Consider the following 13,941-nt stretch of genomic DNA (forward strand, 5'->3'; position numbering starts at 1 on the left):
GTGGCCGACGCCCCCGCGAAACGCGCCGACGGGTGGGATCCCACCCGATCGGCGGCGGGATCGTACAACCCGTGGATGATCGTGGCGCTCATCAGCATCCCGACCTTCATGGAGGTGCTCGATACGTCGATCGCCAACGTGTCGCTCGATCACATCGCCGGCGGCCTGTCGATCTCGAGCGATCAGGCGACCTGGGTGCTGACCAGCTACCTCGTCGCCAACGCGATCGTCATCCCGATCAGCGGCTGGCTGTCCGACGTGATCGGCCGCAAGCGCTATTTCCTCATCTCGATCGCGCTGTTCACCATTTCCTCGCTGATGTGCGGGCTGTCGCCGAACCTCTCGACACTGGTGATCGCGCGCGTGTTTCAGGGCATCGGCGGCGGCGGGCTCGCTCCGGTCGAACAGTCGATGCTCGCCGATACGTTTCCGCCCGCGCAGCGCGGCATGGCGTTCGCCGCTTTCGCGATCGTGGTGGTGGTGGGGCCGGTGCTCGGGCCGACGATCGGCGGCTACATCACCGAGACGTGGTCGTGGCACTGGGTGTTCCTCATCAACGTGCCGATCGGCATCGCCTCCCTGTTCCTCGTCAACCTGTTCGTCGATGAGCCGGACACGATCAAGCAGGACCGCGAGAAGCTCATCAAGCGCGGTATCCGCATCGACTATATCGGCGTGCTGCTGGTCGCGCTCGGGCTCGGCTTCCTGGAGGTAACGCTCGATCGCGGTGAGCGTGAGGACTGGTTCTCGAGTAGCTTCATCGTCACCACGGCCGTCTTGGCGGGCGTATCGCTGATCGGGCTGGTGCTGTGGGAAACCCACACCGACGAGCCGGTGGTCGACCTCAAGCTGCTCAAGAACCGCAACTTCGCGGCGACTTTGCTGGTGATGGGGCTGACCGGCATGATCCTGTTCAGCACCACGCAGCTCATCCCGCAGATGCTGCAGCAGGTGATCGGCTATACCTCGTTCGATGCCGGGCTGGCGCTGACCGCGGGCGGCTTCATGACGCTGGTGATGGTGCCGATCGCGGGGCGGCTGAGCGGTGTCGTGGATGTGCGGATGCTGCTGTTCCCCGCCATTCTCGGGCAGGCCTTCGCGCTGTGGAACATGTCGCATCTCAACGCCGACATCAGCTTCTTCGATGCGGCGCTGGCGCGGCTGTATCAGTCGATGTTCCTGCCGTTCCTGTTCGTGCCGCTGAGCGCGGTCGCCTATGCGGGCCTGCCGCAGAACAAGACCGCGCAGGCGTCGAGCCTGCTCAACGTCGCGCGCAATCTTGGCGGCACGATCGGCATCTCGAGTTCGCAGTCGATGCTTTCGAACGCGATGCAGCGTCATCAGACGGAACTGGTGCAGGGGCTCAACCCGTTGAACTTCAACTATTCGGAATGGCTCGCCAAGGCGCAGGGCGCGGTCGGCAGCGTCGGCGATACGACCACGCCGCTCGCCTTGCTCTACAGTCAGGTGCAGCGGCAGGCGTCGATGCTGGCGTTCCTCGACGTGTTCCGCGCGCTGATGGTGATCGTGCTGATCGTCTCGCCGGCGGTGTTTCTGATGAAGCCCAGCAAGTCGGGCGGCGGCGGCGGAGGGATGGCGCATTGACCCGGACTCGGATTTTCGGCGCGCTGGCGGCAATGCTGCTGGCGAGCGCCTGCACGGTCGGCCCCAATTATCACGCGCGCGATTTGCCGGTGCCCGCCACCTTCGGCGAACCGCAGGCGCAGATGCCCGGCGCCAACATCGACCCGGCGAAATGGTGGACCGCGTTCGGCGATCCGCAGCTCGACGGGCTGGTCGAGCGCGCGCTGAAGGGCAGCCCGGACATGGCGATCGCCGCTTCGCGCGTGCGACAGGCGCGGCTGTCCGAAGTGGCGGCACGCGGCGTGGGCAAGCCGACTGTCGACGCGATGGGCAATGCCACCCATATCGAACTCAGCAAGAACAGCGGCATCTCGCAGATCACGCAATTGTTCTCGGGCGGATCGTCGGGCGGTAGCAGCGGGTCGAGCGGGGGGATCGCGCTGCCGGGCAGCGGCATCACCACCTATGCGCTCGGCTTCGACGCGAGCTGGGAAATCGACATCTTCGGCGGTGGTCGTCGGCAGGTCGAGGGCGCGGTCGCGCGCACCAGCGCGGCGGTGTGGAACCAGCGTGACGCGGCGGTGACGCTCGCCGCCGAAGTCGCGCAGGCGTATTTCTCGCTGCGGCTCGATCAGAACCAGATCGCCATCATCACCGACGAGATCGCGCGCGAGCAACGTGCGCTGGCGATCTCGGGCCACATCGCCAAGGCCGGGCTGGTGCCGCAGAGCGACGTGACGCGCCAGCGCGGCACGCTGACCGCGCTTCAGGCGCGGCTCGAACCGCTCAAGGCGGACGTGCGGGTGCGGGTTCATGCGCTCGGCATCCTCGTCGGCGAGGCGCCCGAGACGCTCGACGCGGAGCTGACCGCCGCGCCCGCGGCACCGCTCGGCCTGCCGGGCGTGCCCGCCGGGCTGCCCGCCGACCTGCTGCGGCGCCGACCCGATATCCGTGCGGCTGAACGCAACCTCGCCGCCGCGACCGCGGATATCGGCGTCGCGGTCGCCGATCTGTATCCGAAAATCCAGCTTACCGGGCTGGGCGAACTGCTGTCTACCGGGCTCGGCAATCTGTTCAGCAAGGATAGTTTGCAGGCGACGGCGAGCGGCTCGGTCAACTTCCCGCTGCTCGACTGGGGCCGCCGCAAGGCGACCGTGGCGATCCGCAAGGAACAGGCCGAGGAAGCCTATTCGCAGTACAAGGCGACCGTGCTCGGCGCCTTGCGTGACGTCGAGGATCCGCTCGCCCGGCTCGACGCCGAGCATCGACGCAACGCGGCGCTGAAACGCGCGGTGAAGGATCAGGAGAGCACCGCGCGCTCGATCGAGGCGCGGTATCGCACTGGTTTCGTCGCGCAGGACGAGTTGCTGGGCGCACAGGTCAACGTCCAGTCGGCGCGCGAGCAGGTCGCCGCCAGCGACATGCAGTTGCGGGTGGATACCGCATCGCTGTTCAAGGCGATCGGCGGCGGCTGGGACGAGACGTCGCCAGCGATGCCGTAAACCGCTCCGTCACCCCAGCGCACGCTGGGGTCTCTCCGGTTGAGGCGCTGTGGCCGCCACCGGGAGATACCGGCTTGCGCTGGCATGACGTGACGGGAAGGGGGGGCGAGCGGGGGGTTTTGACCTGCCTCGAACAGCCGGTAAGGTGCTTGGCCATGGACTCCTCGCACATCGCCGCCGCCGCGCTCGCGCATCTCGAACGGCTGATCGCGTTCGACACCACGTCGCGCGATTCGAACCTTGCGCTGATCGGCTATGTCGAGGATTTCCTCGGGGGCCACGGCATCGCCTCGCACCGCGTCGCCAACGACGATGGCAGCAAGGCCAACCTCTATGCGACGATCGGCCCGGCGGTGGCCGGGGGCGTCGTGCTGTCGGGGCATACCGATGTCGTGCCGGTCGACGGGCAGGCCTGGGCGACCGATCCGTTCGCGCTCACCCGGCGCGGCGACCGTATGTTCGGGCGCGGCACCTGCGACATGAAGGGCTTCCTCGCGCTCGCGCTGGCGATCGTGCCCGAGGTGGCGCGTGGCAATTCGGCGCTGCCGCTGCATCTCGCCTTCTCCTACGACGAGGAGGTCGGCTGCCTCGGCGCGCCGTCGATGATCCGCGAACTGGTGCGCGACCTCCCGTCGCCGCTCGCGGTGATCGTCGGTGAACCGACCAACATGGAGGTGGTGGGTGGCCACAAGGGCATCGCCAGCTGGGTCGTCACCGTGCGCGGGCATGAGGCGCATTCGAGCCTGACGCACCTTGGCGTCTCGGCCAACATGGTCGCGGTGAAATTGATGAGCGCGCTCGCCGAGATCGCCGCGCAACTGGAGTGCAGCGCCGATCCGCATTCCCCCTATCATCCGCCGCATGCGACGTTGACGATCGGGCTCATCAACGGCGGCACCGCCGTCAATATCCTCGCGCGCGAATGTGTGTTCGTGTTCGATCTGCGCACCCCGGCCGGGCTCGACCCGCAGGCGATCATCGCGCCGTTCGAGGCGTTGTGCGCGGCGGAGGACGCGGCGATCCGCGCCGGCTTCGCCGATGCGGGGGTGGAGATCGTGCGGCGCTCGCTGACGCCGTCGTTTGCGCTCCAGCCCGACAGCCCGGCCGAGGCGCTGGCGCGGCGGCTGGCGGGCGACAACGGCGCACCGCGCGTGGTTTCCTACGCAGCGGAGGCGGGGCAGTTCCAGGAGGCGGGGTTCTCGACGATCATCTGCGGACCGGGTTCGATCGAACAGGCGCACCAGCCCAACGAATATCTCGAGGTCGCGCAGTTCGAACGTGGTGCCGCATTCATGGCGCGGCTCGCCGACGCGTTGCGGTGATATAAGGATAGTGTGGCCGGCGATGCGGGGCGGGCCAGACGGATGCGGCGTGTCGGACGAACTCCGTACGATTACGTAATTTGCGGATTTGCCGATGCAGCGCGCTGCCGACTGTTCAGGCGCTCGCAGCTTCAGTCTTCAGGATCGGCAAGAAGACCGGCGGGGCGGACATCTGGTCTCGCGCGCTGCGCCGTGACGTCAAGATCCAGCCCGGTGCTTCGCCAAGTGCCTCGAAAGAGGCGCTTTTATGCGACGTCGCACCGGACTGGGCTAAGCTGTTACCAAGGACGGATGTTGTCGCTGTAGATCAGCGAAAGAATGAAACGAAGCATTGCTTTCTCCCTATGCACCTCTGTGTGTGCACGAGTTTCTTAATGCAGGTTTAACCATTTTGCAATCGGATTTCAGGGTTTTGCGCGGATTCGGAGGCTTGGTTTAACGCTTCGTTCAAAGCTCGCGCCTATGCCGGCAAGCATGGCTCGCGCTCTCCAAACCCAGGATTTCTCAGGCGGGCGGCGAGACTCGTTCGCCCGCGTGCGTGCGGAGGTGCCGTTCCTGGGGCTTCCCGCCCGTTCCGTTTTGGGACAGGAGCATCAACGCAGCGGTAAAGATGATCGTGATCTGCGCCATGTCGTAAATGGCTGGCGCGTGGTTGCGTTCGCCGAGATCGCGAACTTCGCCGGGCTTCGCCGCCATCTTGGGCGGCTGTGCGCGGATCGCCTCGTGATCGACATGATCGATCGCGCGGTCGGCTGCGTACCGGGCCTGAGCGGCTCACCGGCAGGCCGCTCGATCGCCGAGCTGGAGCTTGGCGCGGCTGATCTCGCCAGCGCGGCTGCGGCGATCGAGACGCTCCGTTCAGCGTTCGAAGCGCCGTTCGATCTCGATGGCGAACGGCACCGCATGGAGATCACGCTCGCGGCCGCCGCCGCGCCGGTCGGCAGCACCGAAGACGTGCGACTGGTTGAGGAAGCGGAGGGTGCGCTCGAACAGGCCCGTGCCGAGTTCCGGCTAGTGCTGCGCGATCTCTCCGCCGGCACCCCGGCATTCGACCGGCTCTCGCTGATCCGTGAATTGCCCGCAGCGATCGCCAATGGCGAGATGTTCCTGCAATATCAGCCCAAGGTCCATGTCCGCCGCCAGGAGATTTCGAGCGCCGAGGCGCTGGTGCGCTGGCAGCATCCGCGACGCGGCCTGATCCTGCCCGGCGACTTCATCACCGTCGCCGAGGAAGCGCGCCAGATCGGCGCGCTGACCTTGTGGACGCTCGATCAGGTCATCGCCGATCAACACACGCTGCGCGACGAGGGGCGCGATCTGACGATCTTCATCAACATCTCCGGGCAATTGCTCGGCGATGCGGATTTCGTCGCCACCGCCTGCCGCAAGGTGCGCGAGGGCGGCAGCCAGATCGGCTTCGAGATCACCGAAACGGCGGTGATCCGCGATCCGCAGAGCGCGATCGCCAATCTGCGCAAGTTCGACGAGGTCGGCATCACGATCGCGATCGACGATTACGGCGCTGGCCTGTCCTCGCTCGCCTATCTCAAGCAATTGCCCGCGCGTGAGTTGAAGATCGACAAGATGTTCATCCTCCAGCTCACCAGCAGCAACCGCGATCCGCTGATCGTGCGCTCGACGATCGACCTGGCGCATGCGCTGGACATGGAAGTCACCGCCGAGGGCGTCGAGACGCAGGCCGCGCTTGCTTTGCTGACGGTGATGGGGTGCGACATGGTGCAGGGCTATCTGCTCAGCCGCCCGATCTCGATCGACGCGTTCCGCCAGTTCCTGACCGACGACAACCTCAAGCTTGGTGGTGACGGGCGCGAATCCATGTTCAAGCGCCCGGCGAGCTTCTGGCGCGGCGGCTGACGTGATCGGTTTAGCCGCGCGTTAACGATGCGTGTGGCACATCGCGGACGATGAGCATCGTCACTCTCCACGCTACCGGTCGGCGGCTTCTGTGCGGGCTGTTGCTGACGTTCGGGCTGCTGCTCGGCGCGGCGGCGCACGCCACCGACGCGGCCGATCAGTTCGATGCGCGCGTGGCGGACGCCAAGGCGGCGATGCTGGTCAACGCGGTGCAGGCAATCGAAAAGGCGCAGATCGCGGAGCGAGCCGCCGGCAGTTTGTCCGGCAATCGCCGCGCGATCGGCACGGCGACCGCGCAATGGCTGCAAGGTGAAGCCTATCTTCGGCTGGGGAACGTCCAGAAAGCCAGGCCGCTGATCGACGAGGCGTTCGCGTCCGCGCGTGCGGCCGGGCCTGCTACCAAGCTGACCGGCGATATCCTGCTGTCGCGCGGCGGGCTGCATGCCGCGACTGCGCAGGTGGCCGCAGCGCTCGCCGATTATCAGCAGGCGCACAATCTGTTCCGCGATATCGGCGAGACGCGCAGCCGTGCGATCGCCTTGCTCAGCATCGCGTTGCTGTATCTGGAGGCAGGAGATTACCGGAACGCGCTGCGCTATAACGATCAGGCGCGCGATGTGTACCGTGCCGATCCGCAGTTGCTGCTGACGATTTTCGACAATCGCGGTAACGCCTTGAAGGAACTCGGCCGGTTTCGTGAGGCCGAGCAGCAATTCCGGGAAGCGTTGACGCTTGCCAAGACGCTGCATAGCCCCGAACTCGAGGCGCGCGTGCTCAGCAACATCGCGCGCAGTCAGCTACGCGCCGGCAAGCTGGACGCCGCCGATCGCTCGATCGCGCAGGGCTTCGGCTATCGCAGCCAGCCCGCAGCCGCCGCGGCGGTGGGCCAGTTCTGGGCGCTCGCCGCACAGGCCGCGCTTCAGCACGGCGATGCGCCGCGTGCCGCGTCGCTCATCACGCGCGCGTTCGCCGAAGTCGACCCTTCGCACCCGACCCTCTCGGATCGCGAGGCGCACGAGACCGCCTACCTCGCCTTCAAGCGCGTCGGCGACGAGAAGAATGCGCTCGCCCACCTCGAAGCGCTCAAGCGCCTGGACGACAAGGCTTCGACGCTGGCCGCATCGACCAACACCGCGCTCGCCGCGGCGCGGTTCGACTTTGCCAATCAGGAACTGCGTATCGCCAAGCTGCGCAACGAGGAACTGGCACGCACCAACGCCTTCGAGCACGCACGCGCGGCGACGCAGCGGCTGATCTTCGCAGGCGTGGCGATCGTCACGCTCGTCATCGTCGCCTTGCTCGCCACCAGCCTGATCGTGATCCGCCGCAGCCGCAACGACGTGCGCGCCGCCAACGTCGATCTCGCCGCGACCAACGACGCGCTCGCCAAGGCGCTCGCCGCCAAGACCGAGTTCCTCGCCACCACCAGCCACGAGATCCGCACCCCGCTCAACGGCATCCTCGGCATGACGCAGGTGATGCTGGCGGACGCGAAGCTGGGCGAGACGCTGCGCGACCGGATCGGCATCGTCCACAGCGCGGGCGTGACGATGCGGGCGCTGGTCGACGACATCCTCGATGTCGCGAAGATGGAGACGGGCAACCTCTCGATCGAACAGGCGCCGTTCGACCTCACCGAGATGCTGCGCGATGTGTGCCGTATGTGGCAGGAGCAGGCGCGGGCCAAGGGCCTGACGTTCGCGCTCGATCTGGCCGACGCGCCGCGCGGCATCGAGGGCGATGCGACGCGGCTGCGCCAGATCGTGTTCAACCTGCTGTCGAACGCGATCAAGTTCACCGAACGCGGCACGATCGGGCTCGCGGTGGCGACCGTGCGCGACGGCGGTAGCGAGCGCGTACGGATCGCAATCCGCGACAGCGGCATCGGTATTCCCGCCGACAAGTTCGAGCTGATCTTCGAATCGTTCCGTCAGGTCGATGCCGGCACGACGCGGCGCTTTGGGGGCACCGGACTGGGGCTGTCGATCTGCCGCAACCTCGCCCGCGCGATGGGCGGCGATGTCGTCGTGTCGAGCGTTGCCGGCGCGGGCTCGACCTTCACGATCGAGCTGCCGCTGATCCGTGCCGAGGCACCGGCGGAGGAGGCGGCGCGCCCGCTCGCCAGTGGGCTGCTGATCGTCGACCGCAACCCGATCACGCGGGCGATGCTGCGCACCGTACTCGCCCCGCGCGCGGGCGAGGTCGGCTTCGCGGCCACTGCGGCCGAAGCCGCCCTGCGGCTCGCCGAGGGCGGGGTGGCGCATGTGCTGATCGACGATGCCACGATCAAGGCCGCTGAAGATCCGGCAGCGGCGCTCGTCGAGATCGGCCGTGCGGCGTCGACGGCGGGCGCGGCGAGCACTTTGTTATGGTCTGCCCCCGACGCGGGTGTCTATAGGCAGGCGGAGGAAGCCGGGCTTGACCGGGTCGTCGCAAAGCCGATTGCCGGTGCGCGGCTGGCCGATTTGATGTACGGTGAAATCCGGCGTAACGGGCACGAACCCGCGCTTGTAACGCAGGCGGCATGATCCGATAGTGAGTAGCATGACGGCTGATCGACCCCACTCGAACCTTCAAGCCGGCACCCGGCCATGAAGATCCTGTTTATCGAAGACGATCCGATGAACCGGCGGGTCGTCAACGATATGCTCGACGTGGCGGGTGCGACGATGACCGGGGCGGAAAGCGGCGAGATCGGCCTCGCCCTGATCGACGAACATGACTTCAACATCGTCCTGCTCGATCTGCGCATGCCCGGAATGGACGGGCTGACCGCGCTCGAACATATCCGCGCGCGCAAGGATGCCAAGGCCGACCTGCCGGTGATCGTGCTCACCGCCGATACCGCGATCGACCTGCGGGAGCGCTGCCTCGCGGCGGGTGCGGACGAGGTGCTGTTCAAGCCGGTCGCGATGGATTCGCTGTTCGATGCGATCGGGCGGATGCTCGCCAAGGGCGCGAACGACGGGATGATCGGCTGAGGCATCCACGCCGCGGCCACGCCGCGTCTTCGGACAGTGCTGGTGCGTCGCCGCGCGGGCCGGCGCTGGTCCTCGGCTAAGCTGCGTTGGGCGCTCAGCCCGAGTGGCGCGGGATCGGTTCCTCCAGCCGCTCGACCATGCCGCGCCCGCGCACCTTGGCGGTCGACTATCGGGCTGTCCTACACGAACCATATAGGTTACGTGGCGCGCCCATGCAGAACCTCGTCCCCACGCAGCGCCCCGTGCTCGACTTCGAGCCTGTCCCCCGCAAACCCCGCTATGACGGCTGGACGCCCGAGCGCCAGCGCGCCTTCATCGAAGCGCTCGCCGAACTCGGATCGGTGAAAGCTGCCTGCAAGCGCGTCAACATGAGCCAGGAGGGCGCCTATTACCTGCGCCGCCAGCCCGGCGCGGACAGCTTCCGCGCCGCCTGGAACGCCGCGCTCGACCACGGCGTGCAGCGCCTCACCGATATCGCCATCGACCGCGCGACCGAAGGCGTCGCCGATCCCGTGTTCTGGCGCGGCGAGCAGGTCGGCGAGAAGCGCAAATACAACGACCGGCTGCTGATGTTCATCCTGCGCCACCACCTCGCCGATCGCTACGGCGGCCCCGGCCTCGCCCACGGCACGCGCAGCCGCGAGACGATCGAGCGCGAGGCGGCGGAGAACTGCCCGGTCTGCAAGGCCGCGCGCGAGGCTGCCGAGGATGCCGAGGCGATCGCGGAAGCCGACAAGACCGCGCGGCTTACCGCGCTCGCCCTGCTGCTCGACACCTACCGGAACAAGGCCGCCGCCGAACGCCGCGCGCGGCTTGCGGGAGAAGTGATCGCCGCCGACTTCACGCTGCGCCAGATGACCTGCATCGAACTTATGCTTTGCGCTGGCGGTGCCGGCGAGCGGGTGCTGGCGCTGTGGGATCAGGCGTTCGAGCCGGTCGAGACCGCAGAGCCGCACGTTGGTGAACTCGCCCGCCTGATCGCCGAGGCGCGCGACGCGGCGTGGGCGCGGGAGGGGGCGTTGCTGCGGCCGTCGGTCGATGCGCTGGGTGCGCGAGGTGTGGCGGTGCCGGGCGGGCCGACGATGCGCGAGCGCTACGCGGCGCAGGATGAAGCACGCCGTAAGATGGCGGAGGCGCAGGCGATGTGGGAGGCGGCGGCGACGGAGGAGGGGTGGCGGGGGTGGTGTGGGTAACTTTAAGCCATTCAGATGTGTCTCGCACTCACGAAAGATAGCCGATGGCCTTTCCGTAATTTGAAAGCTTAGTGAGGGTATAATTAGCGATATCGGCGCGGCCAGTCTTAGCCCGCCACATCACCTCAATACGTATTAAGTTACTACCCTTTGTTGCCAGGATATCCGTTCTGCGAGTAAGGCCGATGCCAAAATCTTTCTCAAGCTCGAAAGAATCGATTAAGCCTGCAGCCAACATCGCTTTAGCAACTGCTTCATTAAGTAGAACATCGTTAACAGAAGCAATTTCTGCGATTTTCTTAAATGTCTCAACACTGGAGGAGCCTAATTTTTTGCCTCGCGTTAATGTTCCTTGCGATTTGTCCTGAAAAATAGAGCCCAGCTCGGTCCCCTTCAAACGATTGATAGCTTTCGCTTCATCGCCATTTGTTACAAGACCTAGATTTCTCATCCGAGCTTTCAAATGAGCGCTACCAAACGAGCGCATAATCTCGGAAGCAGCCAAGACCGGAAGATGTAGAATACGTGCATCAAGAACACTGCCAAGCAGCCAATTTTGTCCGGATATTTTTTTAACTCAGCTACGATGTTGGCGCCCGTTGAAGTCATAAGGCGCTCCGTGTCAATCGACGCAGATTTTCCTCTTGTTAGACCGCTGACCTCGCCTTCGGGATCATTGCCAGCAGCGACTACAATCCAAAGCCTGCACTGTTCCTTTCCTACCAGTTTTTGGACATTTTTGCTGCGCTCAGTGATCGTAGAGCTAAGACGGGTCATAAATCCGCCTATTGTCGACGACAAAGACGCGAACTCCGACACGTCATCACTTGTCAGACCTAAATCCGCTAGACCGGAACCTTGGTTCAACGTCGAAAGAGTTCGCTCTGCGATCTCGATGTATTGACTTTTTTCTGGGCCTAAGAACTCAGGCGTTTGGCCTGTAATACCAAGAAGCGATTCGCCACCAATCCTTGCTGCAAGTGCAACAACGCGATCGCGCAGTTCATCTGTGTTGCACGGCCAAACTACTAAAGATCCTTCGCCATTCTCTGAGCGAATGAAACCATTAATTGTATGAAGCCAATCTTCTAACTCTCGATCAGTATAAGAGCGTAAAGCTTCTCGTTCTTCAAGTACATATATACTTAATCCAGCACCCACTAGTTGCGCGTCCGAAAAGTACGTTTTTATATCCTGCGCACCAGCGACAGAGCGTACCTGCACATCATCTCGAAAAAACGGGAGCGTGTGTAGGAATGTCGATTTGCCTGCGCCGGATTGTCCGCGAAGAACTAAGAAACCGCCGCGCCCGGCGGAGCGCATACGCGCATAGATGTCGTCAATCATGTTGAGCGCGCTGGCGACAGGAACGACAATAGTTTCTAGTTCATCGGATGCTTTGCGCTTTAGGGTCTCATAGCGATCAGGCAGAACTGGATGAAGTGTTGTCATGCCCCAGCCATAACAAGGTCGCTTCCTAGCTCAAAGCTTCAATAACGCGCCGGTAAGTTATGCGCGGGAAAATGGTGCCGCCGCGGCAAAGCCGCGTCGTCGGACGGCGCTTTCGCGCCGCCGGCCGGGCTCGGTTTCGATCCAAGGCTAAGCTGCGCTTAGCCTGACGCGCTTCCTAATTCTCGTCGCCCATTCTCAGGGCGGCGATGAAGGCTTCCTGCGGGATCGAAACCGAGCCGTACTCCCGCATCCGCGCCTTGCCCTTCTTCTGCTTGTCGAGCAGCTTGCGCTTGCGCGTCGCGTCGCCGCCATAGCATTTCGCGGTCACGTCCTTGCGCATCGCGCTGATCGTCTCGCGCGCGATCACCTTGCCGCCGATCGCCGCCTGAATCGGGATCTTGAACATGTGGCGCGGGATCAATTCCTTCAGCCGCTCGACCATGCCGCGCCCGCGCACCTCGGCGGTCGAGCGGTGGACGATCATGCTCAGCGCGTCGACCGGCTCCTCGTTGACGAGGATGCCCATCTTGACGAGATCGCCGTCGCGGTAGCCGATCTGGCTGTAGTCGAAGCTGGCATAGCCCTTCGACAGCGATTTCAGCCGATCGTAGAAATCGAACACCACTTCGTTGAGTGGCAGTTCATACGTCGCCTGCGCGCGCCCGCCGACATAGGTGAGGTCCTTCTGAATGCCGCGCCGGTCCTGACACAGTTTCAGGATCGAGCCGAGATATTCGTCGGGCACGTAGATCGTCGCGAGGATCCACGGCTCGGAAATGCTCTCGATCTTGTTGGGGTCGGGCATGTCGGCGGGGTTGTGCAGTTCGATCTGCCCGCCACCATGGGTCAGCTCGATCTCGTACACCACGGAAGGCGCGGTGGTGATGAGGTCGAGGTCGTATTCGCGCGTCAGCCGCTCCTGGATAATTTCCAGGTGCAGCAGCCCAAGGAACCCGCAGCGGAAGCCGAAGCCCAGCGCTGCCGAGGTTTCCATCTCGAACGAGAAGCTCGCATCGTTCAGCCGCAGCTTGGAGATCGATTCGCGCAGTTTCTCGAAATCGGCGGCATCGACCGGGAACAGTCCGCAGAACACCACCGGCTGCACTTCCTTGAAGCCCGCCAGCGGTTCGAGGGCAGGGCGCTTCACATCGGTCAGCGTATCGCCGACGCGCGCCTGCGCAACGTCCTTGATCTGCGCGGTGATGAAGCCGATCTCGCCCGGCCCGAGGTCCTGCAATTGCTCGATCTTGGGGCGGAAGCAGCCGACCCGGTCGACGAGATGCTCGGTGCCGGCCTGCATGAACTTGACGTTCTGGCCTTTTTTCAGAACCCCGTCGATCACGCGGATCAGGATGACGACGCCGAGATACGGGTCGTACCAGCTATCGACCAGCATCGCCTTCAAGGGCGCGGAGGCGTCCCCCTTTGGCGGCGGAATGCGCGTGACCACCGCTTCCAGCACGTCTGCAATGCCGATGCCCGATTTGGCCGAGGTGAGCACCGCTTGGGAGGCGTCGAGGCCGATCACCTCCTCGATCTCGGCCTTCACCTTCTCGGCATCGGCGGCGGGCAGGTCGATCTTGTTGATGACGGGCACGATCTCATGGTCATGCTCGATCGACTGGTACACGTTGGCGAGCGTCTGCGCCTCCACCCCCTGCGCCGCATCCACCACCAGCAGCGCGCCCTCGCACGCGGCGAGGCTGCGGCTCACCTCATAGGCGAAGTCGACATGGCCCGGCGTGTCCATCAGGTTGAGCGTATAGGTCTCGCCGTCCTGCGCCTTGTAGGCGAGGCGCACCGTCTGCGCCTTGATGGTGATGCCGCGCTCCTTCTCGATATCCATATTGTCGAGCACCTGCTCGGACATCTCGCGATCGCTGAGGCCCCCGGTCTGTTGGATCAACCGGTCGGCAAGCGTCGACTTCCCATGATCGATATGGGCTATGATGCTGAAATTGCGGATCTTTTCGAGTGGAGTGGTCACGTCGGCCATTCTGTGAAGCGGGTTTAGGGAGCGCCGATAGCATTG

At 64.6% G+C, this 13,941-nt stretch carries 11 protein-coding genes; 7 read left to right on the forward strand and 4 right to left on the reverse strand.

The window, feature by feature from the left end; translation table 11 throughout:
* From AC3ANX_RS08170 to argE, 3 genes are all read left to right on the forward strand, one after another.
* Complete coding sequence (locus AC3ANX_RS08170; RefSeq protein WP_488336498.1) at positions 1–1,605, forward strand: DHA2 family efflux MFS transporter permease subunit; 1,605 nt, start codon at positions 1–3, stop codon at positions 1,603–1,605.
* Positions 1,602–3,086, forward strand: coding sequence for an efflux transporter outer membrane subunit (locus tag AC3ANX_RS08175; protein ID WP_488336499.1), 1,485 nt, complete (start codon positions 1,602–1,604; stop codon positions 3,084–3,086). Before AC3ANX_RS08170 ends, AC3ANX_RS08175 begins: the two co-directional genes overlap by 4 nt.
* 155 nt (positions 3,087–3,241) lie before the next feature.
* The gene (argE, locus tag AC3ANX_RS08180) at positions 3,242–4,408 is read left to right on the forward strand and encodes an acetylornithine deacetylase (RefSeq protein ID WP_488336500.1); all 1,167 of its coding nucleotides are present in this window, start codon (positions 3,242–3,244) and stop codon (positions 4,406–4,408) included.
* Positions 4,409–4,912: 504 nt separating this feature from the next.
* Here argE and AC3ANX_RS08185 read toward each other — a convergent pair.
* Positions 4,913–5,104 carry a hypothetical protein gene (locus AC3ANX_RS08185; RefSeq protein WP_488336501.1) on the reverse strand — a complete coding sequence of 64 codons (192 nt, stop codon included), beginning with the start codon at positions 5,102–5,104 and terminating at the stop codon, positions 4,913–4,915.
* 36 nt (positions 5,105–5,140) lie between these two features.
* Here AC3ANX_RS08185 and AC3ANX_RS08190 point away from each other — a divergent pair, with 36 nt between their 5' ends.
* From AC3ANX_RS08190 to AC3ANX_RS08205, 4 genes are all read left to right on the forward strand, one after another.
* Complete coding sequence (locus tag AC3ANX_RS08190; RefSeq protein WP_488336910.1) at positions 5,141–6,283, forward strand: EAL domain-containing protein; 1,143 nt, start codon at positions 5,141–5,143, stop codon at positions 6,281–6,283.
* Positions 6,284–6,333: 50 nt separating this feature from the next.
* On the forward strand, positions 6,334–8,811 hold the full coding sequence (locus AC3ANX_RS08195) for a tetratricopeptide repeat-containing sensor histidine kinase (protein ID WP_488336502.1): 2,478 nt from the start codon (positions 6,334–6,336) through the stop codon (positions 8,809–8,811).
* Positions 8,812–8,874: 63 nt separating this feature from the next.
* Positions 8,875–9,264 carry a response regulator gene (locus AC3ANX_RS08200; protein WP_488336503.1) on the forward strand — a complete coding sequence of 130 codons (390 nt, stop codon included), beginning with the start codon at positions 8,875–8,877 and terminating at the stop codon, positions 9,262–9,264.
* A 212-nt stretch (positions 9,265–9,476) separates the two neighbouring features.
* Positions 9,477–10,457: a hypothetical protein gene (locus AC3ANX_RS08205; protein ID WP_488336504.1), complete on the forward strand. Its 981-nt coding sequence runs from the start codon at positions 9,477–9,479 to the stop codon at positions 10,455–10,457.
* Between the two features lie 28 nt (positions 10,458–10,485).
* On the opposite strand, the gene AC3ANX_RS08210 is transcribed toward AC3ANX_RS08205, so the two are convergent.
* From AC3ANX_RS08210 to lepA, 3 genes are all read right to left on the reverse strand, one after another.
* Positions 10,486–10,908, reverse strand: coding sequence for a hypothetical protein (locus AC3ANX_RS08210; RefSeq protein WP_488336505.1), 423 nt, complete (start codon positions 10,906–10,908; stop codon positions 10,486–10,488).
* Between the two features lie 8 nt (positions 10,909–10,916).
* Positions 10,917–11,909: a hypothetical protein gene (locus tag AC3ANX_RS08215; RefSeq protein ID WP_488336506.1), complete on the reverse strand. Its 993-nt coding sequence runs from the start codon at positions 11,907–11,909 to the stop codon at positions 10,917–10,919.
* A gap of 175 nt (positions 11,910–12,084) precedes the next feature.
* Complete coding sequence (lepA, locus tag AC3ANX_RS08220; RefSeq protein ID WP_488336507.1) at positions 12,085–13,896, reverse strand: translation elongation factor 4; 1,812 nt, start codon at positions 13,894–13,896, stop codon at positions 12,085–12,087.
* Between the last annotated feature and the right edge of the window lie 45 nt (positions 13,897–13,941).

This window comes from Sphingomonas sp. BRN-1R (assembly GCF_057748035.1).

Excerpts from the sequence above, each read along its gene's own strand:
- argE (WP_488336500.1), top strand. The coding sequence starts at position 3,242 with ATGGACTCCTCGCACATCGCCGCCGCCGCGCTCGCGCATCTCGAACGG.
- AC3ANX_RS08185 (WP_488336501.1), bottom strand. The coding sequence starts at position 5,104 with ATGGCGGCGAAGCCCGGCGAAGTTCGCGATCTCGGCGAACGCAACCAC.
- AC3ANX_RS08190 (WP_488336910.1), top strand. The coding sequence starts at position 5,141 with ATGATCGATCGCGCGGTCGGCTGCGTACCGGGCCTGAGCGGCTCACCG.
- AC3ANX_RS08195 (WP_488336502.1), top strand. The coding sequence starts at position 6,334 with ATGAGCATCGTCACTCTCCACGCTACCGGTCGGCGGCTTCTGTGCGGG.
- AC3ANX_RS08200 (WP_488336503.1), top strand. The coding sequence starts at position 8,875 with ATGAAGATCCTGTTTATCGAAGACGATCCGATGAACCGGCGGGTCGTC.
- AC3ANX_RS08205 (WP_488336504.1), top strand. The coding sequence starts at position 9,477 with ATGCAGAACCTCGTCCCCACGCAGCGCCCCGTGCTCGACTTCGAGCCT.
- AC3ANX_RS08210 (WP_488336505.1), bottom strand. The coding sequence starts at position 10,908 with ATGAGAAATCTAGGTCTTGTAACAAATGGCGATGAAGCGAAAGCTATC.
- AC3ANX_RS08215 (WP_488336506.1), bottom strand. The coding sequence starts at position 11,909 with ATGACAACACTTCATCCAGTTCTGCCTGATCGCTATGAGACCCTAAAG.